This window comes from Pseudalkalibacillus sp. SCS-8, from assembly GCF_040126055.1.
GTDB classification, from domain to species: domain Bacteria; phylum Bacillota; class Bacilli; order Bacillales; family Fictibacillaceae; genus Pseudalkalibacillus; species Pseudalkalibacillus nanhaiensis.
In genome coordinates, this window is the sequence record NZ_CP143541.1 from 893,329 (window position 1) to 915,139 (window position 21,811).

The 21,811-nt window shown below is 44.2% G+C and carries 18 protein-coding genes and 1 pseudogene; 13 read left to right on the forward strand and 6 right to left on the reverse strand.

Going from position 1 to position 21,811, the window contains the following annotated elements:
• Nucleotides 1-96: 96 nt before the first annotated feature.
• On the forward strand, nucleotides 97-2,061 hold the full coding sequence (locus V1497_RS04590) for a phospholipase D-like domain-containing protein (protein ID WP_349409793.1): 1,965 nt from the start codon (nucleotides 97-99) through the stop codon (nucleotides 2,059-2,061).
• Nucleotides 2,062-2,402: 341 nt separating this feature from the next.
• Here V1497_RS04590 and V1497_RS04595 read toward each other — a convergent pair whose 3' ends face one another.
• The 4 genes and pseudogenes from V1497_RS04595 to V1497_RS04610 form a co-directional block, all read right to left on the reverse strand.
• On the reverse strand, nucleotides 2,403-3,398 hold the full coding sequence (locus V1497_RS04595) for a class I SAM-dependent methyltransferase (RefSeq protein WP_349409794.1): 996 nt from the start codon (nucleotides 3,396-3,398) through the stop codon (nucleotides 2,403-2,405).
• A gap of 15 nt (nucleotides 3,399-3,413) precedes the next feature.
• The gene (locus V1497_RS04600) at nucleotides 3,414-4,736 is read right to left on the reverse strand and encodes an NAD(P)/FAD-dependent oxidoreductase (protein ID WP_349409795.1); all 1,323 of its coding nucleotides are present in this window, start codon (nucleotides 4,734-4,736) and stop codon (nucleotides 3,414-3,416) included.
• Between the two features lie 130 nt (nucleotides 4,737-4,866).
• Nucleotides 4,867-5,229, reverse strand: coding sequence for a hypothetical protein (locus V1497_RS04605; protein ID WP_349409796.1), 363 nt, complete (start codon nucleotides 5,227-5,229; stop codon nucleotides 4,867-4,869).
• A 190-nt stretch (nucleotides 5,230-5,419) separates the two neighbouring features.
• A pseudogene (locus tag V1497_RS04610) lies at nucleotides 5,420-6,566 on the reverse strand (IscS subfamily cysteine desulfurase).
• A 115-nt stretch (nucleotides 6,567-6,681) separates the two neighbouring features.
• Between V1497_RS04610 and nadB the strand changes: the two are divergent.
• From nadB to V1497_RS04655, 9 genes are all read left to right on the forward strand, one after another.
• On the forward strand, nucleotides 6,682-8,232 hold the full coding sequence (nadB, locus tag V1497_RS04615; RefSeq protein WP_349409797.1) for an L-aspartate oxidase: 1,551 nt from the start codon (nucleotides 6,682-6,684) through the stop codon (nucleotides 8,230-8,232).
• Entirely contained in the window at nucleotides 8,201-9,043 is an 843-nt protein-coding gene (nadC, locus tag V1497_RS04620) for a carboxylating nicotinate-nucleotide diphosphorylase (protein WP_349409798.1), read from the forward strand. The genes nadB and nadC overlap by 32 nt, the downstream gene beginning before the upstream one ends.
• The gene (gene nadA / locus V1497_RS04625; protein ID WP_349409799.1) at nucleotides 9,040-10,149 is read left to right on the forward strand and encodes a quinolinate synthase NadA; all 1,110 of its coding nucleotides are present in this window, start codon (nucleotides 9,040-9,042) and stop codon (nucleotides 10,147-10,149) included. The genes nadC and nadA overlap by 4 nt, the downstream gene beginning before the upstream one ends.
• Before the next feature lie 341 nt (nucleotides 10,150-10,490).
• Nucleotides 10,491-11,117, forward strand: coding sequence for a membrane protein (locus tag V1497_RS04630; protein ID WP_349409800.1), 627 nt, complete (start codon nucleotides 10,491-10,493; stop codon nucleotides 11,115-11,117).
• A 34-nt stretch (nucleotides 11,118-11,151) separates the two neighbouring features.
• Complete coding sequence (locus V1497_RS04635) at nucleotides 11,152-11,667, forward strand: DM13 domain-containing protein (protein WP_349409801.1); 516 nt, start codon at nucleotides 11,152-11,154, stop codon at nucleotides 11,665-11,667.
• Nucleotides 11,668-11,703: 36 nt separating this feature from the next.
• A complete protein-coding gene (locus V1497_RS04640; RefSeq protein WP_349409802.1) occupies nucleotides 11,704-12,888 on the forward strand; it encodes a molybdopterin-dependent oxidoreductase in 1,185 nt (394 codons plus the stop codon).
• A gap of 172 nt (nucleotides 12,889-13,060) precedes the next feature.
• Nucleotides 13,061-13,993 (forward strand): prenyltransferase/squalene oxidase repeat-containing protein, encoded by a 933-nt coding sequence (locus tag V1497_RS04645; protein ID WP_349409803.1) that lies wholly within the window; start codon nucleotides 13,061-13,063, stop codon nucleotides 13,991-13,993.
• Nucleotides 13,994-14,091: 98 nt separating this feature from the next.
• Complete coding sequence (locus V1497_RS04650; RefSeq protein WP_349409804.1) at nucleotides 14,092-15,129, forward strand: NAD-dependent epimerase/dehydratase family protein; 1,038 nt, start codon at nucleotides 14,092-14,094, stop codon at nucleotides 15,127-15,129.
• Between the two features lie 157 nt (nucleotides 15,130-15,286).
• A complete protein-coding gene (locus V1497_RS04655; RefSeq protein ID WP_349409805.1) occupies nucleotides 15,287-16,558 on the forward strand; it encodes an MFS transporter in 1,272 nt (423 codons plus the stop codon).
• Between the two features lie 39 nt (nucleotides 16,559-16,597).
• On the opposite strand, the gene V1497_RS04660 is transcribed toward V1497_RS04655, so the two are convergent.
• Nucleotides 16,598-17,611, reverse strand: coding sequence for a S8 family peptidase (locus V1497_RS04660; RefSeq protein ID WP_349409806.1), 1,014 nt, complete (start codon nucleotides 17,609-17,611; stop codon nucleotides 16,598-16,600).
• A gap of 184 nt (nucleotides 17,612-17,795) precedes the next feature.
• On the opposite strand from V1497_RS04660, the gene V1497_RS04665 reads away from it, so the two are divergent.
• Nucleotides 17,796-18,680, forward strand: a complete 885-nt coding sequence (locus V1497_RS04665; RefSeq protein WP_349409807.1) for a hypothetical protein — start codon at nucleotides 17,796-17,798, stop codon at nucleotides 18,678-18,680.
• Nucleotides 18,677-19,264: a hypothetical protein gene (locus V1497_RS04670; RefSeq protein WP_349409808.1), complete on the forward strand. Its 588-nt coding sequence runs from the start codon at nucleotides 18,677-18,679 to the stop codon at nucleotides 19,262-19,264. Before V1497_RS04665 ends, V1497_RS04670 begins: the two co-directional genes overlap by 4 nt.
• Nucleotides 19,265-19,815: 551 nt before the next feature.
• On the opposite strand, the gene V1497_RS04675 is transcribed toward V1497_RS04670, so the two are convergent.
• Complete coding sequence (locus V1497_RS04675; protein ID WP_349409809.1) at nucleotides 19,816-21,150, reverse strand: helix-turn-helix domain-containing protein; 1,335 nt, start codon at nucleotides 21,148-21,150, stop codon at nucleotides 19,816-19,818.
• A 153-nt stretch (nucleotides 21,151-21,303) separates the two neighbouring features.
• Here V1497_RS04675 and V1497_RS04680 point away from each other — a divergent pair, with 153 nt between their 5' ends.
• A complete protein-coding gene (locus V1497_RS04680) occupies nucleotides 21,304-21,723 on the forward strand; it encodes a hypothetical protein (protein ID WP_349409810.1) in 420 nt (139 codons plus the stop codon).
• The last annotated feature ends 88 nt before the right edge of the window (nucleotides 21,724-21,811 follow it).

The window sequence follows — 21,811 nt, forward strand, 5'->3', positions numbered from 1 at the left end:
GACTTCATCTAATCCTGTTGAAGCGTTTACAAGTTTCTGTTTTTAATAGAAAAGTAAGCTTTTCCACAAAAACATTGAAAAAGGAGCATCAAGAGGATGAAGAGATGGTTGAAGATTACGTTAATGACAGCGCTTACACTTTCGTTTATGAATCCGGTTACACAGACGAGTGAAGCAGAAGCGGCAGCAGCAAATGATGTTGTCATCAATGAAATTGCTTGGATGGGTACGACAGCAAGCTATGCAGATGAATGGATCGAATTACATAATCCCACCTCTAGCAGTATCTCGATAGATGGTTGGACATTGAATGCGGTAGACGGTGATCCAGCAATTTCCCTCTCTGGTACAATTCCAGCTGGCGGTCATTATTTGTTGGAGCGGACAGATGATTCGACAGTACCGAATGTTTCAGCAAACCAGATCTACAGCGGGTCGATGAGCAATACGAGTGAAACGCTTGAATTGAAGGATTCTACTGGCACTCTGATTGATTCTGTCGATCAATGGTACGCAGGTGACAATAATACGAAAGCCACGATGGAGCGTATTGATCCTGCAGCGAGTGGGACAACATCTTCCAGCTGGAGTACTGCAACCGCGACGTATGATGTCGGTTACGGTACACCTATGCAAAGCTCGAGTGGAGGGAGCTCTTCTTCCTGTGACACGACGGCTGAGCAACTGAATCAGGTTTCCGAAACAGCAGGATCAATCAATGTATATTTTAATAAATGTGCACTGACTGGTTATGCTGACACAGGCAATGAAGCAAACTACAATGTGAATTTAGAAGATCGCTTGATCGATCGAATCAACCAGGCTACTACGACTATCGATTTCGCTACCTATGAAATCAATTTACCTAGAGTCGTAGATGCCTTGATCAATAAAGCGGCACAAGGTGTGGATGTGCGTGTTGTAGCTGATGCGAAGGATGCGACCGATCCACATTATATCGAACGTTTTGAAACGATGCGTTTGTATTTGGAAGAAATGGTACGCGGGCAAGACATGACATTAGGTACAGCTGATGATATTACAGTTTTCTCAGACTCACCAATGTATGCAGTAGAGGATCAGACGAAACGAGGAGATCACGGTCTACCTGCTACACCTGATGATTTCCCTTACGAAACTCGCACAGTTGGGTCGACTGCTACAACTGGCTACTGGTTCGTAGAAGGGGAGCAAAAGACAGATGGGACATATTATTCACCAGGAAACCAAATGCACAACAAATTTGCCATTGTCGATGATACGTGGGTTTTCACAGGAAGCTGGAACTTTACGGTGACAGGTCTTTATGGAAGCGATGAAAACATGGCAAATGGCGTACTGGATGGCAATCAGCAACATGTTGTGGACATACACTCTTCAGATTTAGCAGGCATTTATGAGACAGAATTCAACGAGATGTGGGGAAGCGCGACAATGACACCTTCACCTCAAAATGCTAATCTCGGACCACGTAAAACGGACAACACGCCGCATGTCGTCAATATCGGTGGCAAGACCGTAGAAGTATACTTTTCCTCTGGTGACGATGCGGTCGGTAAACTGGCTGAGCTTGTAAAGAACGAAGCGGATATCAATACGTATTTCACAATCTTTGCTTGGTCCGATCAAGCTTTGGTTGATGAATTGAAGTATAAGTGGGAAGGATCCTATAACGATCTGGAAGGAACACTTACTGGTTTTGATGTAAAAGGGGTGTTCGCGAGCGACTTCTGGAATCAATGGTGGTCTGCTAGTATTGAAATGACTGGACGTACGGCATCCCAAACGAGTGCGAACAATCCAAACATCCGTTGGAATAACCCAGCACCTGTTTATATTGATGCGGAAACAAGAAAGCTTCATAGTAAGACGATGTTGATTGACGCAGAAACAACAAGTGATCCGACAGTCGTAGTCGGTTCGACGAACTGGAGCACAAACGGAAATGAAAACAATGATGAAAACATGCTGATCATCCATGATGACGGCATTACCAACCAGTTCGTTCAAGAATTCTATGCACGATATTCACAAGCAGGCGGCACGATTCCGCCCCAATAAGAATTAGGAAATGAAGAACGGAGCTGCCTGCTGCAGCTCCGTTTTCGTCATTTTTCTGGGTGCGATAATGCCAAGTTAGCATTTTCGCGGTACGAAAGAGCCCTATTCGGGGTGCGATAAAGGCGATTTAGCCGTTTCGCGGTGCGAAAGAGCCTCATTCGGGGTGCGATAATGGCGATTTAGCCGTTTCGCGGTGCGAAAGAGCCTCATTCGGGGTGCGATAATGGCGATTTAGCCTTTTCGCGGTACGAAAGAGCCTCATTCGGGGTGCGATATTGCCGATTTAGCCTTTTCGCGGTGCGAAAGCCCCCATTCATGATGCAATCTCACACCCGAGGTATCTATTTCTTTTTGAACGCCATGAAATACCAGGCACCCTCTTTGATGACCGGTTTTATTTTGTTTAGCTTAAAACCGTTTTCTTTTGCGTTTTGGCTTATTTCGTTCTTAGAGGGCAGTGTGAAAAGGTTATCGTGTGCGCTCATGAAACTATTGAAAGCTGTCGAAAACGCATGACCATGATCCGGTTCCCGAAGTGGTGAGATAATGACGAGTGTCCCTTTCTTATTTGTCATTTCATAAGCCTTACGGAATAAAGAAGCTCGTTCCTCTGGTGAAAAGTAATAAAGAAGATTATTCATCATCACCAAGTCAAAAGGCTTACCATTCCACATCCAGCTCCTCACGTCTCCTTGATGGATCGTCGTGTTTTTGGTGTTTACTCGTTTTAACCTGGAAACAGCTTCGTTACAAACATCAGCGTTCATTTCTACTCCATGTAAGTCGAACCTTTTATTCTTTTGGCTAAGTCTTGCAATGTAGCCAGCGTGACCACAGCCTAAATCGAGCAGCCGTTTTGCCCGATGCTTTTTCATCCATTTATATAATTTGGGGAAGGCGAACTTTTCAATGAATGTGGATGTTTCAGCAACAGTTGCTGCAAAATCCTTATCCTGGTATTGAGTCTTCGGATGTTTTTGCAAAAGATGTGGATAGTCGAGCAGTATCGGAATATGAAGCTCCATCATCTCCTTCAATAATGCCCCAACAGAGCTGGGACTTCGCTTGGACGTATATTTTGTCAGTGTACGATCAGATGTCAATTTCCCATCTGGGTGGCCTTTCAAATGCCCGATCGCAACACCGACCTCTGCCCAACGCAAGAGGAGGAGCTTGTCCATATCAAACCTAGCTGCAACATCTTCAACCATTGCTCCATTTTCAAAACGATCGAATAAATCCAGCTCATACCCTACATATGCGTGCCAGGCATACAAAAATGGCTCATTGCTTTTCATCCATTTCCGTGCCCTTAGTAACTTCATCCATTCATTCATCTGTTTCTGCCTCCTTTACTTCATCCACGGGTAATCGTCCTCTTTTGTGAAGAAATGCGTCAATTGCTCTGAATCCGAAATGGTATTCCCGCCAATAAAAGATGGGACGAAACCAGCTTGTTTCATCCGGTCAAAGAGTGAGAACCTCCAAATCCCTAGGCCCGATGTGTTTAACATCTGTTTAAAGTGCAGCTTTTTGTTTCTTTCTGTATTGGAAATGCCTTTCATACGTAATTTTTGAAAGGTTGAAGTGGAGAATGAATACATCAATGCAGCCTGGTGGCTGAGCCTGGATACAAACTCAGCCCTGGGCTTGCGAACCTGCTCAAACCCTTTCAGGTGATCGAATTCCAACTGGCCGGTTTCATACATCCAACAGAGCAATTCACCTAGTACGTCAGCATCTTGGATGGCAAGGTTCATTCCCTCACCTGCCATCGGATGGACACTATGAGCCGCATCACCGACAAGAATACAATTGTCTTCTACATAACGGGATGCATTATGTCTTAAAGGAATCATCAATTGGATTTGTTTCCAAGATTGAATTTGATTCACGAAACCTTCCAATTCTGGCATTAAATCAATATAAGCTTGATAAAAAGAGTCGAGTCCCTGCTTCCTCATCAGCTTGTATTCACCAGGCTTGATAAGTAAAACGCTCCGGACCTGGTTGTCTGGCAATGGAAATAACCCAAGGAATTTTTCTTGGGTTGTAATGATTTTGGAGGATTTTAATGAAGCCGGGCGAGGGAAGGAGACAGTGAGGAAATGATGGTTATAGGAATGTTTTTTCAGCGTAACCTTCATTTCATTTCGAACAGGGGAAACTCTTCCTTCCGCACCGACATAAAACTTGGCGCTAACGAGCTGTTCCCGATCAGGCAATGCCACCCTGGCCTTCCTTTTTCCTTTTGCATATGTAAAACCAGTGAATCGAGCTGGCTTCAAATGTACGAATGTAGGATGTTTACGTGCTTCACGGAATAAGATTTCTTTTAATTTTTCATGTGGAATCATGACAGATGTGTTAAACCTAGAGTTGAGGATGTCATAACGAAATTCATTACGACCAAGCAGCTCCAGACCTTTTTCATCTTGGTGATATTCAATCATTTCAATGGAAGGAAGAGCTTCTCCGTGTTGTTTGATCTGATCGTAAACGCCTAATTGATTTAAGATTTCTAAACTCTTAGGTTGTAAGAGCTCTCCCTTATAAATTGTTCCGCTCTTTTCGTCTTTTTCGACAAGCAAGACATCGATATTACAGGAGGCAAGCTTTACAGCTAATGTCAATCCAGCAATTCCACCGCCAACAATCATCACTTCATGTTCCATGCGCTTACCTCCTTACGTGATAGAGGTTGTTTTCCACTATCTTGTAAGGAGTAAACGTTCAACAGTTATCCAACGTATAGGTAGTCCAAAAGGTTTAATATGTTAACATAAAGCTTTTAAGATAAAAATATTAGGCGGACTCTGATCCGACATACTCGCAATATTGGATGACTTTATGATTTTCCATGGTGATCACCTGGGCAACAGGGATTTCTTTTCGTAAGTTCGAGGATTTCGAAATACATGAATAGCGGCTGAAAACGATGATGTGTTCACCTGCGTCAATGAACTTTTCCGGAATCACTTGAAACAACGTGTAGTCCTTATGCAGTTTGTTGAAGATGTTTTTCGATACTTCATCACGACCGATGATGACGAGATTCTTCTCAGCTTCAATCCACTGGACATCCTGCGCAAGGTTCGAAAGAATTGCAGAAAAATTTCCGTTCGCAAAATGTGAGTAAGCCTCTTTTACAATGTCCAAGTTAGACATACCAGCACACCCCTTCATCCAATTTTGAATGGCACATCATTATTATAGTTCGGAGGAAATAATTTAGACTAACGAAATACTTGAAATAAAACCCATATCTATATGGATTTGGATAAAGGACAAAACAACATGAAAAGGGCACGGTTATGTCCTTCAAGTAGGACATCCGTACCCTTCACCGCACCAACTCTTAAACCGTTCGATAGGTTACGTTCATTTTTTCTAAACTTTCTTCCAGAGCAAGGAGGAAGGCGTCGATATCGTCTAGTGTCGTGTGGATTCCTAATGAAACTCTTATCAATCCCCTTGCTTCATCAGGAGACCTGCCGATTGCGAGCATCGTTTTTGAGGGTGACTGTTTTCCAGCAGCACAAGCAGATCCTGTCGATACTGCAAAGCCTCTGCGATTCAGTTCAAGCATCAAGTACTGCCCTTCAATTCCACGAACCCGGAATCCAATGATGGATGGAAGACCATCTAGAGGACGGCCTTCAACAATGACCTGTTCATTTCTTTCAAGATTGACCAGCAAGCGGTCACGCAGCTTCCAGTAATGCTTCGTATGATTTTCCATCTCTTTTATAGAATCCTCGGCAGCGGTCACGAAGGCAGCTATGGCCGGAACATTGACTGTGCCTGCTCGGAAGCCTCTTTCATGGGTCGTTCCTGGGATACATGCTTCCCATGAAACATTTGGTGAGATATAACAAGCTCCCACACCTTTAGGTCCGTATAATTTATGGCTTGAAATAGAAAGACTATCCAATCCCAATTCCTCAACATCAATCGGTATTTTCCCGAACGTTTGGACACAGTCACTGTGAAAAAGGATTCCATGTTTTTTAAGCAACGTTCCGATTTCTTTGAGAGGCTGCAGCGTTCCGATTTCGCTATTGGCATGACCGATACTCACAAGAATTGTCCGATCTGTGATCGCTTGCTTGAGTTCATCGACCTTCACTTTTTACTGAACGGTCGACCTGTAGTTCCGTCACCTTAAACCCTTCCTTTTCCAGCAGCCGGAATGTATTGGTGATGGAAGGATGTTCAGTAGCTGTCGTAATCAAATGATCTCCTTTTTTTACATAGGCACGCGCCAAGGACACAAGACACAAATGGTTACTTTCTGAGCCTCCACTTGTAAAATAAATGCCTTGTGGCGCTCCATTCAGATTTCGAGCCAGTTGTGTACGGCATTCCTCAAGCAAAGTTTGGACATCTCCTGCACAATCGTGAAGACTTGAAGAGTTGGCATAGAATTTCGTCGATACTTCTGAGAAGACGTGAAGAGATGATGGAGACATCGGTGTTGATGCTGCATAGTCCAAATAAATCATGGCAACCTCCTAAATTTACGTGCGATAAGAAACCCTTGCTAATAGTTTAGTTTTATGTAAATATAGGTGTCAAGACACATGTAAAATATGAAAGTGAACCAGAATGGAGGTCCACATGAACATTCGTCAAACGGATGTCCTCATTGTTGGAAGCGGGTTGTCAGGTTTGGTGGCAGCCGAGCTTCTTTCTACGCATAAGAATGTGATGATTTTCACAAAGGGTAGATTGGAAGACAGCAATTCATACTTGGCCCAAGGTGGTATTGCAGCTTCTACACATAAAGAGGACCAGTGGCAAGACCATCTATTCGATACGATACATGCTGGGTGTGAACATAATCATCTTCAGGCTACAGAGGTGCTTGTGAAAAAAGGTCCCGCTATGATCAAGAGATTGATTGATTTAGGGGTGGAATTCGACCGTTCGGAGGACGGATCGTATCAATACGGCAGAGAAGGCGCACACAGGCGCTCTCGTATTCTACATATATGCGGGGACGCCACTGGTAAACACCTTATCAATACCGTGAAAAAGAGAATCCTAGATAAACAGATTGTTGTAGAAGGGGAGACCGTCTTCAAGCTCATCATTCGAGATGGACGATGTATTGGTGTTTGGAGTTTGGATGAGAGAGGGGAAATGAGTGCGACATACGCTGCATCGGTTGTACTTGCGACAGGAGGCTTATCCGGCTTATATCCGTTCAACTCGAATGCCGCTACCGTGACAGGAGATGGGATGGCATTGGCATATGAGGCTGGAGCCGTCCTTACAGATATGGAATTCATTCAGTTTCACCCGACCCTTCTCCTTCGAGGAAGAGAAAGTGTGGGGCTCGTCACAGAGGCGGTCCGAGGGGAAGGTGGAATTCTGGTAGATGAATACGGCAATCGTTTGATGCAAGGAGTCCATCCATTAGGGGACCTTGCACCTCGGGATATCGTTTCACGTGAGCTCTATCGGGCTCGTCAACAAGGGAAAAAGACGTATCTGGACATCCGACGCATCCCTCGATTCTCTGAGCGTTTTCCGACCGTCACCGAGCTATGTAGGAAGAATGGCATACCGTGGGAAAATGGCTTTCTTCAGGTTGCTCCTGGTGCTCACTTTTCCATGGGAGGAATCGAGGTAGATGCTTCTGCACGTACGAGTATACCTGGGCTTTTTGCAATTGGTGAAACAGCACATACGGGTGTTCATGGGGCAAACCGGTTAGCGAGCAACTCATTGTTGGAAGGGATGGTTACAGCGGAGCAAGTCGCTCAAACGATTCTGTATGAACCGAAACAAAGGCTTTACCCACCAGTGTCCTGGCTTGGTGTAAAGGTGCTGAAATATGCACCGCAATTAGAGCAAATCAGGACAATCCTGGACACATGCGTCGGCATTGAACGAAACGAGCAGCAGCTCGTTAAAGCGATCAATTGGTTCGAAAGTTACCTTGACCAGCAGGTCTACACGAAAACACCTCATTTAGAGGAGGTCCAAATTAAAAACCAATTGCTTGTTGCATGGCTTGTAGCCAAATCGAGCCTTGAACGAACAGAAAGCAGAGGAAGCCATTATCGATCGGATTACCCCTACCAGGTGGAAGAGTGGCGGCAAAAGCGGATTAAGAGGAGGAAATGGTCGCATGAACCGTTTGAAATTACGACACATGCTTGAAGGTTTTTTCATGGAGGATATTGGCTCCTTCGATGTTACGAGCCAGCTGATGTTTGACAAAGCACAAACAGGTCAGGGTCGGATTTACATGAAAGAGGACGGTGTCTTCTCCGGGGAACAAGTGATTCGTGAAGGATTTCATTTGATCGATGAGGATATCGAAATCCGCATGGCCGTTCGTGACGGCGAAACGTTAGGTGCGGGTGAAACGATTGCTACCGTCACAGGTCCAATTCCCTCCATTTTGGAAGGTGAGCGAGTCATTCTGAACCTTATCCAACGAATGAGCGGGATTGCAACCCTTACTCGTCGAGCTGTCAATCAGCTTGAAGGATCCCCAATCAAGATTTGCGATACACGAAAAACGACGCCCGGTCTTCGGATGTTTGAGAAATATGCGGTTCGATGCGGTGGCGGTGTCAATCACCGTCTCACTCTAGATGGAGGGGTGATGATAAAGGATAACCACATCTCCATGTTCGGAAATATTCTTCATGCGGTCGATCATGTACGTAACTCATTAGGACCGATGACGAAAATTGAAGTCGAGACGGAATCCATTGATCAGGTGAAAGAGGCAGTGGAAGCGGGGGCGGATGTCATCATGTTCGATAACCGAACGCCAGATGAGATTCGTGACATGGTCAAACATGTACCTGCTCACATCCTTACAGAAGCATCTGGTGGAATCACCCCGGACAATATAGGATCCTATCGATCATGTGGGGTGCAGTTCATTTCTCTTGGATCCTTGACGCACTCAGTCAAAAGCGTGGATATCAGTCTAGAATTGGAGGTTGGCGTGGAATGAGCCTTTTAGAACGGTTGAGTGTAAAGCGAAACACCCTGCCAGAAAAATATATGACCATGAGTGAACAGGAAATGGTTTCCCGTATTCAAGAAATTAAAGATACATTAGGGGAAAGTCTCTATCTTCCAGGACACCATTACCAAAAGGATGAAGTGATCCAATTTGCAGATGATACAGGAGACTCGTTGAAATTAGCGCAGCTTTCGGCCGCAAATACGAAAGCGAAGTATATCGTTTTCTGCGGTGTCCACTTTATGGCTGAAACAGCGGACATACTTTCCAATGAGGAGCAAATCGTCATCCTTCCGGATATGAGAGCGGGTTGTTCCATGGCAGACATGGCAGATATCTACCAAACAGAAAGAGCCTGGAACAGCTTGCAAGAGGTCTTCGGAGATACCATTCTGCCTTTGACTTATGTGAACTCGACTGCAAGCATCAAGAGCTTTGTCGGGAAAAATGGTGGAGCAACTGTCACCTCTTCGAATGCGAAAGCCATGGTGGAATGGGCGCTTCAACAAAAGGAACGTATCCTCTTTTTGCCTGATCAGCACCTTGGAAGGAATACCGCTTATGACCTTGGAATCCCGCTTGAAGAGATGGCGATATGGGACCCGATTTCGAATGAATTGGTGTATGAAGGGAACCTGGATGATTTACGAATCATCTTATGGAAAGGGCACTGCTCTGTCCATGAAAAATTCACTATCAAGAATATTGAAGACGTTCGGGCGGAAATGCCAGGGGTGAATGTGATCGTCCATCCGGAATGTACCTTCGACGTTGTGCAGGCGTCAGATCTTAATGGATCGACCAAGAAGATCATTGAAACGATTGAACAGGCTCCATCAGGGACATCATGGGCGATCGGGACCGAAATGAATCTTGTCAATCGGATTATCAAGACACACCCTGACAAACGGATTGTTTCGTTGAACCCGAATATGTGTCCTTGCTTGACGATGAACCGGATTGACCTTCCTCATCTCCTGTGGGCATTGGAATCAATCATGGAGGGCGAAATCATCAATTTGATCAAGGTTGATGAAGAAACAACACATTTTGCTAAAACTGCCCTCGAACGTATGCTGAATAAATCCATATAATGATTACAAAGAGGCTGGCTCTTCAAGAGCGTAACTCCGACATACAACATAAGCTCATTAATTCATTGTATTTTTCTCATGTTGTGTGGAGCGGAGACGCATGATGGGTCAGCTTCTTTTACATATTGGCATGGTTTGTGGTTTTTGTTAAAGGCTCTGTTCGCTTTTATTGATTTTAAAGGAAATAAAAGCGTCCGCCTGAAGCTGGTCATGATCAACCTTATTCTTTAACAGAGCCTCAACGAAAAATAAATGGGATTCCGGATCGGTTAACTCGCTGGATCGTTCACTCTTACGTTAAACTGGAACTAGAACAACATCATCATGAAGGAGGGAGAGGCTTGAAACAATCCCTTGAAAACATCAGTTTTTACGTGATCGGATTATTCATCATGACCTTAGGAATAAGTGCAACCATCGTATCAGGATTGGGGGCATCCCCATTGGATGCACTCAATGTCGGATTGACAGAGCAATTCGGGCTCACGGTCGGAAGCTGGGAGTTTATCGGCGGGATTGTCCTCGTTTTCCTGAATGCTTGGATCCAGAAGGGAAAGCCTTCCTACTTCAGCATAGTGACTGCCCTGATTACCGGTATATGTATCGACTTTTGGTTATTTACCTTATGGCAGGTGTGGGAGCCGTCAACATTGTTTCTTGAAGGGATCATTCTCTGTGCTGGGCTTGTCTTATTAGGTCTAGGCATTTCAATCTATCTCCATTCCAATCTGGCCCTCATCCCGGTTGATGGACTGATGATTGCCTTGCATGAACGGTTCGGTTTAAGGCTTGCCCTTGCAAAGACGTTGGCAGGGACATTCATCTTAATGCTTGCTTTGATTGCTGGAGGACCTGTCGGAATCGGAACGTTCATTGTCGTTCTTCTCGTCGGGCCTGTAATTGCCTTTTTCCATCGATACATCCGTCAGTTGAAGCAAAAAATCGACCGTTATGTGTACTCCACTTGAATGAAGCCGAAAATCGGATAGGGAGAGGGAAGAAATGAAAAAAACGTTGATTGTCGTATTTGCATGTGCCCTGTTAGGGGCCAGCTGGTGGCTTGTCTCCCCGCTCTTTTTGGACAAGGAAGTGAGCGAGGGACTTCCACCAGTAGAGGAAAATCAAGAGCCATCAGAGAATGCAAAGGATGAAGCAGAAAATAAAGAAAGTGGAACGGAACCCACTGAAATGGCCTCAAAAATGTTTGCTGGCAAATTTAAAGGAGCCGATGCTAAACATCAGGCTGCAGGGAAGGTCATTACCGTTGAAGCGGAAGAAGGTCTCTTTATCCGGTTCGAAGAGTTTGAAGTGACGAATGGACCGGATCTTTATGTTTATCTGGTCAAACAAGATGAAGAAACGAAAGAGGGTATTGAGCTCGGAAAATTGAAAGGTAATAAAGGAAGTCAAAATTACCTTATACCTGAAGGAATCGACCTGGAGGTTTATCAGAAGGTTGTCATCTGGTGTAAAGCGTTCGATGAGGACTTCGGTTACGCTTCTTTGGAACGACAATGATCGGACAAGCCTATACCGGACGGGAGGGATCTTATCATGTGGAAGAAGCTGAAGGCATTACACACATGGAACGGTTGGATCATCACGTTCTTATTTGTGAGTGGAATTTTATTGTTTCTCCCAGCTGCAAGGGGGATCTTAGCACCCGTTCGCGTAGGGCTGAAACAAATACATATCGGGGTCGGCATCGCATCTGTCATCGTTTTGTTGCTGTACTTACCCTATTTAAGAAAGCATTATAAGAGTCGAAAGCAAACCGGTAAACGCCTTAATCTAATTACGGTCATCGTTTTCATCCTCATTTGGACAGTAAGCGGCTTGATTTTGACATTTGAACGATCCGTAACCGCGCAAATGGCCGAATCAGCCTTGTTCGTACACGATCTTTTCACTTGGATCGGACTTCCGATCATTCTCTATCATTCCATATCACGATTAAGTTGGGTCCGAAAACAACAAGCTCCTTTGATCCAAACAGAGGAGGCAGACGGAAAATTAAAAATCCCCTTGTCTCGGAGGGGGTTCATCCAAATGGTCGCAGGTACGGCTTTTGTCGTGTTTATCGGTCCTTCTTTTTTCAAATGGTTGAAGCAGCTTATGGATGATGGCGGTCAATCTTTAAAGAGCGTCATTGCGAATGACCGAAATCAAATGACACCGCCACCTACTCCACTACCTGCTTCCAGTCCTCCTAAGGGCGGAGGTTATGAGGGGGATTTTCGCATTTACACGGTAACGGAAATCCCGGAGTTCACGAACGAAAATTGGTCTTTCACAATCGACGGGCTGGTAGACAATCCCTTGACGTACAAATGGGAAGAATTCGTAAAACTGAAGCGTAAGGTGCAGGTCAGTGATTTCCATTGTGTAACAGGATGGTCCGTCAAAAAAGTCACTTATGAGGGTATCCCATTGAAAAAGATCCTTGAAGAAGCTGGTGTCCAACGGGTAGCGAAGTATGTAAAATTTTATTCCGGTGATGGTGTCTATACCGATGCGCTTACCCTTGATCAGGCAGCCATGGATGATGTCATGGTAGCGATGCTCATGGACGGGGAATTGATTCCTTCAGACTATGGAGGTCCTGTCCGGCTCATCGTTCCGAGGATGTATGCCTATAAGGCGGTCAAGTGGCTAGTCAGGATTGAATTGATCGACTCACCGCATCTAGGATATTGGCAAGTACGGGGGTATGACACGGACGCCTGGGTAAGGAAATAAACGCGAGGTTGAACCAAAGGTAAAGTGGTCAGCCTCGTTTTTTTGTTGGATAAAATGAGAAATCGGCATAAGACGAGATCGAGCCCATAAACCTTTGGACAAATGAAGGAGAATAGCTGAGCTTCACGAATGTTACTATCAGGATAGTAGAACGTCGAATAGGAGGAAAACGATGAAACGGTTAGAAGCTGATTCGTTCGACAAAGCAAGGAATTTCCTGATGACGAATGGCCGTAATCTCGAGAAAGAGTTGTATCGCTTTGAATTCGAGGCCGGCAGTAAAGAAGAGGTGTTGGAAGCACTTAAGGCTTACCAGAATGAGGATGGCGGATTCGGAAAGAAGATGGAAGCGGATTTTCAGCTCGATTGCTCTTCCCCGATGGCAACCTCTCATGCCTTTCAAATTTTCAAAGCACTTGATGTGAGCGGTGAGCATGCCATGGTGAAGGATGCAATAGGGTATCTGATAGATAGCTATGATGATGTAAATGGAAGATGGCATGCCGTTCCGCCTGAAGTGAATGACGTTCCACATGCTCCATGGTGGCATTATGATCACGAGCACAAAAGGGTGATGGTAGAGGCAGCCTGGGGAAATCCGAATGCTGAGCTGACGGGATATCTGCTCCGTTATTCAGAGCTGGTTCCCAAGGAGCTGCGAGAGAACTTGAAGTCTCGCTCCCTTTCCCACTTTCAAGAGCTCGATACGCTGGATATGCATGAAACATTCTGTTATTTAAGACTTGCAGATGAACTGGATACAGAAGAAAAGACCCTGATTGTTGAAAAAGTGAAAGAACATATTCCAGAGCTTGTCAATATGGATCGTGAGCAATGGAAGCATTACGGCATGCAGCCTGTCCAGTTGGCGACGCATCCTCAATCAGAGTTTTACAGTCTCTTAGAAAAGCAGGTAGAAGAAAACCTGGATTACATCATAAGCAGTCAGCAACCAGATGGTTCATGGCTTCCTAACTGGGAATGGGGCCAATACGAGGAAGATTGGTTGAAAGCAAGGGAACAATGGAAAGGCATTCTTACCTATCAAAATCTGAAACTGTTAAAAGCATATGACCGGATTAACCATCAGCTTATAAATACTTAAGGTTGAAATGCCGTCAGGGGGGCTTCCTCTGGCGGATTTTACGTATACTTATGTGTTTGGTACCACAGACCATTTATTAAAACCTTGGAGGTGCAAGAGTGGATATTTTAGTGATTGGTGGGACGAAGTTCGTCGGACGGCACATCGTGGAAGCTGCAATTGAACGAGGTCATAATGTAACCCTTTTTAACAGAGGGACGAATGCCCATGTCTTTCCTGATTTGGAGTTGATTTTGGGGGATCGTACAAAAGACATGGACGCTCTTGAAGGCCGGAAATGGGATGCTGTCATTGATACATGCGGCTATCACCCGAAAACGGTGGAAAAGTCTGTACGAGCGGTGAAGGGGAATACCGATGTGTACACCTTTATTTCAACCGCATCCGTTTATAAGAACTTTACGAGTCAAGATATGGTGAATGAGGAATCAGCTGTTTGGACGCTGACGGAGGAAGAAGTTCGTTCGATTGATGAAACAGCAGAACGAACACCAGAGACCTACGGACCACTGAAATATCAATGTGAACAAGTCGTCTATGATGAGATGGAAGGGAAAGGGCTTGTCATCCGGCCAGGATTAATCGTCGGTCCTTATGACCCGACAGACCGTTTCACCTATTGGGCGGTACGATTGGCTGAGAACCGAGAAATCCTGGCTCCGGGGCGTCCGGATCGGAAAATCCAATTCATTGATGCCCGCGATTTAGCAGAATGGACGATCCGGATGGTCGAGCGGAAAACCGTCGGCACCTTTAACGCAGTTGGCCCAGCTATTAAGTTAACAATGGACACGTTCTTGGAAAAAGGAAAGCTTCTGTTCAACAACCGTACGGACATCACTTGGGTATCAGAATCTTTCTTGAAAAAACATCAGATTGGTCCTTGGATGGAGCTTCCGCTTTGGATCCCAGAGACCTATTCGATTGCTCCAGGAATTCCAGCTCCCCAAGGGGACATCGGTCTCGATAATTTCAAAGCCATTCAAGAGGGGCTGACGTTCCGCCGATTTGAAGAAACATTGAAGGATACTCATGATTGGTTCAAGCAGGAAAATCGTCCGCTTTCCGAAGCGAGTTTACAGGCTGATAAAGAAAACCAAGTTCTTTACAAGTGGATCCAGGCTGCTAGCGTATAACCGAAAAAGCTGTACAGTCCAGAGAGACTGTGCGGCTTTTTAATTTCGCAACGTCTCCTTTTCATCACATCAAGCCTGTTGTTTAGGATTACCGACTGAACTTTGATACAATGATTCAGGTAATCATTTACAACGAATTGAGGTGACAGGTTACACCATGAATCGCCCATCGCAATACATACAATCACGGTTTTCTTTTTTCTATGGCTGGATCATCGTGTTTTTGGGAGGGCTGGGTCTCTTTTTTTCAGGACCTGGTCAAACCTATGGTGTATCCGTGTTCATTGATTCATATATTGAAGAGTTTGATTGGAGCCGTTCCCTTGTGTCAGGTATTTATTCTGGAGCGACTCTTTTATCGGGGTCTTTATTATTCCTCATGGGGCGGGCTGTCGACCGTTTCGGGCAGAGGCGAATGTCACTCGTCGTAGGGATTTCGCTGGCAGTCGCCTGTTTCTGGAACAGCTTCGTTTTCACTCCAGTCATGTTATTCTTCGGCTTCTTCCTATTGCGTTTCTTCGGACAAGGATCAATGACACTTGTACCGAACACATTAGTTCCTCAGTGGTTCATTAAAAAGCGGGGAAGAGCACTGAGTTTCATGGCGATTGGCGGATTTTTGAGCTCTGCATTGATACCTCCTGTCAATGCCTGGTTGATTGAAACATTCAGTTGGGAAATCGCCTTCCGTATTCTCGGGATTTCCATTCTCGTCGTATTTGTCCCGATGGTCTACTTCTTCATGAGAGATCGACCTGAAGACCTTGGTCTGAGACCGGACAACTTGGTGTATAAACCTACAGGTGATGAAGGGGATGACAATGAAGAGAGTGAGTATGATGTTTCCTGGACGTTAAAGGAAGCGATGCGTACAAGGCAGTTTTGGCTCATTCTCATATGTGTCAGTATCCCCGCCCTGGTCAATACCGGCATCACGTTTCATCTCGTTTCAATTTTTGAAGAAGGAGACCTGGGCAGAGGGATGGCCGCATTTATTCTGAGCTTGATGGCAATCATCGGATTCCCGATCACAATGGTATCCGGTTTTATTCTGGAAAGAGTAAGAGTCCATGTCGTCCTTGCGATTAGTTTTCTAGGACAACTTGCATTTGTCATCATTCTCCTTTTTACTCAATCTTACTGGATGGCCATCCTATTTGGTGTCGTTTGGGGAATCGTCAACGGTCTTGAACGGATTACGCTTTCCATCATCTGGCCGGATTACTTTGGAAGGAAATACTTAGGCAGTATTAAAGGCTTGGCGATGACGACGATGGTCATCGGTTCCGCATTTGGTCCACTTCCTTATGGATTTGCCTATGACTTGTTCGGTGGGTATTCAGAAATCCTACTGCTAACGATGATTTTCCCAATCATCGGTTTCATCTTTTCCATCATCTCACCAAAACCTAACAAGATAAGTGAATAAAAATAACGGGCCGATTGGCCCGTTATTTTAATAGATTGTCTATCTTTGTGCAGATAATATCTCTGAATCTTTTTTCAATTCATTCTCGTAGATAGCTGTATAAGGGTGGAACAAGGTTTCAAGTTTATCCGGTAAACCGAGTGTAAGGAGTCCGTTACCGACACCACGTTTACTGAAACCGAGCGGAATCGTACGTTTGATCAGTTGTGCGTAGAGCTCAGCCTCTGTCAGGTTCCGGTTGAATTCCTTCTGGGTTAAGTTATTCAATAAGGCGAGTGCACCGGATACGTGTGGTGTAGCCATTGATGTTCCTGATAATTTGGCATATTTGTTGTCTGGATAGGTTGAGAGGATATTGACTCCAGGCGCGACCAGGTCGATTTCTGCATTCGTATTCGTGAATCGGGCCATCTTACGCTGGAAATTCATCGCCCCGACCTGGATGACTTCATTGTAAGCACCAGGATAAGAAAATTCATCCGTACTTTCCTCATTGTCTCCTTCGTTTCCAGCTGCACAAACAACGGAAACATTTTGTGCTACCGCATATTTGATTGATTCATGCAGTTCATTGGTACCTTGTGGCCCACCTAAAGACATCGAAATGACACGTACTTTTTCTCCGTCTGGTCCTTCCCAATCGACAGCGTAACGGATTGCTTCTACAATCCAGTCCATTCTGCCGCGGCCTTGTCCGGTCAACACCTTCAGGATGAGAAGTTTCGTTTCTGGAGCTACCCCAGCAATGTGGTTTTCACCACCAATAGCTGCAATGGTTCCGGCAACATGTGTCCCATGCCCGTTGTTATCTAAATAATTATTTTCATCACCATTGTAGTCAGTGGTGAAGTTACGTCCGTCTATAATGCGATCCTTCAAATCAGGATGAGACGTTTGACACCCTGTATCAATGACAGCAACAACATTTCCTTCACCTTTTTCCGACTTGTCCCATACAATCGGTGCCTCGATCATCTGTACACCAATTGGGACGGTTTTCATGTCTTCCAGAATTTCTTCAATATGATAGGGAATCAATCTCACTTCACTCATGTTCATCCTCCTTTTTCAGTTCGGATTCATCTGCAAGTGGTCAAAATAATGTCTGAATTATGAAAATAATAACGGACTGAAGCATTAAATTCAATAGGGTGAAGTACCTGATTATGAACGGGATGAAGTAGTGGGGACTAACATATGGTAGAATAAGCAGATATGTACAGTCAGGGGGGAGAGGATGAAAGAGAAGCATTTTTGGATGGTGATCGCCGTAATCGTGTTCATATGGATCGGAAATTTTACATACTTACACTCACAACAGCTCGAGAAGCCAATCGTGCTGAAGCATTATTATGACCTGCCATTAGAGGAACAGACGAACATGAGGATCTACTATCTGACCAACAAGGATCAGACAAGGTTGGACAGTGCGGACATTAATGGGACTTCAATTACCATCAGTGATCGTTCAACACAAGTCATCCAAGAATTTCGTCATCATTATTTAAAAATGAGTTATCTGGAAATAGACAAGGAAGCCTTGCCATTAAAGATTGGGGAAAATGGTACATGGACATTCAACCAAATCATCCCGAGTTTTTGGACAGGAACCTCTGAAATCCAAAGATTGAAAGCCGTTGATATTGGGCTGATCACGATAACATCTCCTAACCGGGGTAAACGGGCATTTGAGTATCAAATGATGAGTAGCAGCAGTCGGAATCGCACGTATACAACCAATCGCGCATCAGAAGCGGTCACAATAAATGAAATCACAATTCCCTTTTCAGAACAGTTTTCCAATACATTGAAGGTGAAGGTCGACCTAGGATTAGTATCCTACAATCCTGGGGGTGAACAACTTGATTGGGGAGAGGTCCCTGGTACACCTCTAGACGACATCGCTTTTCCAATTCAATTGGATAAAGGTGACTCTTTCAGTGTGTATACGCAGCTGAATGAAAATCAAAAAACATCTCTCCTTGGAAGAATGAAAGTGAGAGGGGTCACCAAAGCAGGAGAATCGTTTGAATTTCCATTCATCATCCAAGCACAGCCACGATTCACTCAACAAGAAATCGATCAGATGATCAAGGAGCATAAAGGAGGTGATAAGCCATGAGAGTAGCCTTTTTACAGTTGTTTTGGGGATTTTTATTCATCATGGTCGAAATACATATCATTATCGATATTTTTGCCGATCCGATCGGTTATTATATGATTTTTCATGGGTTGAACCTGATTGCTAAAGAATATGGTAAAACCAATCCTGCCAGGCCGATTTCTGTCGTTTTGCTTTTCTTATCGATTCCTACAGTTTTCATCATGAATACCTCAAGCGCATTTGTAGATCTCTCGGTGCAGATGACAGCATGGTCCATTTATGAACACGCAATGGGATTGGCTCAACTCGTTTTGACGTTCTATGTTTTTAAAATCATGCTTCACGTTGCTGATGCGATTGGAAATCGGGAGCTTTATTCTTCTACGAACCTCTTTTTTAAATGGTACATCGGCATTAGCTTAGCCACACAGGTTATGTCGCCTTTTTTAATGAATCTCTATCATGATGTTGCCATGGGATTCGTAATCGGAACTGTCCTTATCAGCCTTATCATCAATATCATTTTCTTGATCTATCTGTATCGATTCAAGAAAAGCGGACAAGAGAATAGATTACCAGGAAACGAAAATGCGAAAATATAGAAAGTACTGTCTGATTCGGGGTGCACTATTAGGATTTTCGCAGTATCGGGGTGCGAAAGAGCCTGTTACGGGGTGCAATATTAGGATTTTCGCAGTATCGGGGTGCGAAAGAGCCTGTTACGGGGTGCAATGTTGGGATTTTCGCAGTATCGGGGTGCGAAAGAGCTTCTTACGGGGTGCAATGTTGGGATTTTCGCTGTATTGGGGTGCGAAAGAGCTTCTTACGGGGTGCAATGTTGGGATTTTCGCTGTATTGGGGTGCGAAAGAGCCTCTCGCGTGGAATATTCACAACTGAATCCTCGGCAATGAGCTTGGTCAGTTTTAAAATAGCTTGTTAAGAAACGCTGGGTTCCTTAACAAGCTATGACTGGATTTTTAATCACTTTATATATTTAACGTCATTTTCGTGAACAAGGTAAATTCTGAAGTCGCCTTTTAGTTCAAGATAACCAGAATCATATCTCCAGATCACGGTGTACGTTTTTCCTCGGTAGACCACTTTATTACCTTTGTTCACCCAGAGGTAACCTCCCCTCAAACGTTGTTGGCGTTAGCTCATGACTGGAAGTTCTGTGCTGATTAGCTTCAGATCTTGTTTAAGTAATTTCTGATTCGCTTCAAGAAGGTTCTTGAATGCTTTCTCATGATCTTCCAAGGTTTCGAAGCAGATGCCTTTCTCCGACTTTACGAGAGCAATCCAGGATTCGTTCTGAAGAAAGTGGAAAATGGTTTCAGCCATATCAAATTCGTGAATGGCATCTTCATGTTGACCACGTTTCATCAAGACTTTCCCAAGGACATAATGACACTGTGCATGTAGATGGGAATTTGGATCTGCAAGCTTTAATCCGTTTTTAATGTACTGTTCGGATCGGTCAAAATCTTCGAGATACAAATAGGAAAGTGATAATTCATAATACGTATTCACAATGAGATTCTTATTTCCCATTTTCAATGCATCTTCTAAACAATCATGAAGTTGTTCCAATGATTGATTGACTTTATTTTGCTTCCGCAACAAAATTCCAAGATTGATCCGAGAGCCCAAGTATTTGTATGGATCCTCATTTTTATCTTGTAAAAAACGGATCGCAGCACGCGTCGAGACGATTCCTTCTGCAAATTTTCTCATATACATTTCTGCTAGACCCTTGAGCATGTAGAAATGGCCATTGGAAAAAGTGATATCATTCTTTTCCATGATGGAAATGGCTTGATTGATCACATCGAGACCTTTTTGAAATTCTTTGATGCGACAATAACAAAGGGCCAGGTTGTACAGGATATTGATTTGAAGCAGGCAATCCACCTCAGCATGATACGTATTGATTAAAGCAGAAGCTTTTAGTGCTGCCTCTATTCCTTCTTTATAATTTTCGAGCTTACGGTTGGTCAAGGTTATGTAATAATAGGCTTCGACCATTTCATTCGTATCTGTGGAAGATAGGTAATAGAGGGATTCCTTGAAGTGGGCCAGTGCGTTTTCGTTCTTATCTAACTTTTCATAAATTTGCCCTAGTAATTTATATGCAAGCCATTTCTCCGGGAAAGGAACATTGTCAATTTTGACCAACTCTTGTAAACGAGTTTCTGCTTCGGCATATTTTCCGACCTTCAGCAACGTTTTACAAATATTGAGCCCTTTTTTGACATCTTCCGCAGTAGCGATCGGTAAAGAAGAATCCCGTACTTCGCCAAGCAAATCCCCGACTGAAACGCCCAATTTCATTGATAGATACTCAATCGTGCGTAGGGAGGGGGTAGTAAGATCCCGTTCAATAAGACTTAACATGGCACGGCTCAATTGATCCCCAGCTAAATCTCCCTGTGTAAGTCCCAACTCTTTTCTTAAACCTTTAATCCGTTTTCCAACACTACTTTCCATTTCATCGCCTCCCACTACTATTTTACCATTATAGTAAATTTAATAACACAATTTTTAAATAATTAAATATATTACACAGAAAAGTATTGACAAAGGAAAATGTAAAAATTAAGATAAAAATGTAAAAAAATTCTAAAAATTTGGAGGTGCTTTATGACAAAAAGCTACAAAAAAATTCTAATGGCTGTTGGTGCCGGAGCTCTTGCATTAGGGATTACACTATCTGGCCAGGTTGCTGAAACACATTTTGGCAACATGGAAAACGATGAGGTCAAAGCGGTCATCGTAAACATTGAGCCGGATGGAGATCCAATTTGGCCAGACGATCCAATTTGGCCGGACGGTGGAACAGCAGATGGAGACCCGGTATGGCCGGATGACGGCATTGCAGATGGAGACCCGGTATGGCCAGATGACGGCGTAGCAGATGGAGACCCTGTATGGCCAGATGACGGCGTAGCAGGTGGAGACCCTGTATGGCCAGATGACGGCCTAGCAAATGGTGATCCGATTTGGCCAGACGATGGAACAGCTCATGGAGATCCGATTTGGCCGGATGATGGAACAGCGTAGGGTGATCCGATTTGACCAGATAAGAAAGATTTCTTCCCTTCTTTAATAAAGATGACTTCTTTTCCCCTCTACTTTACATTCACTTCAC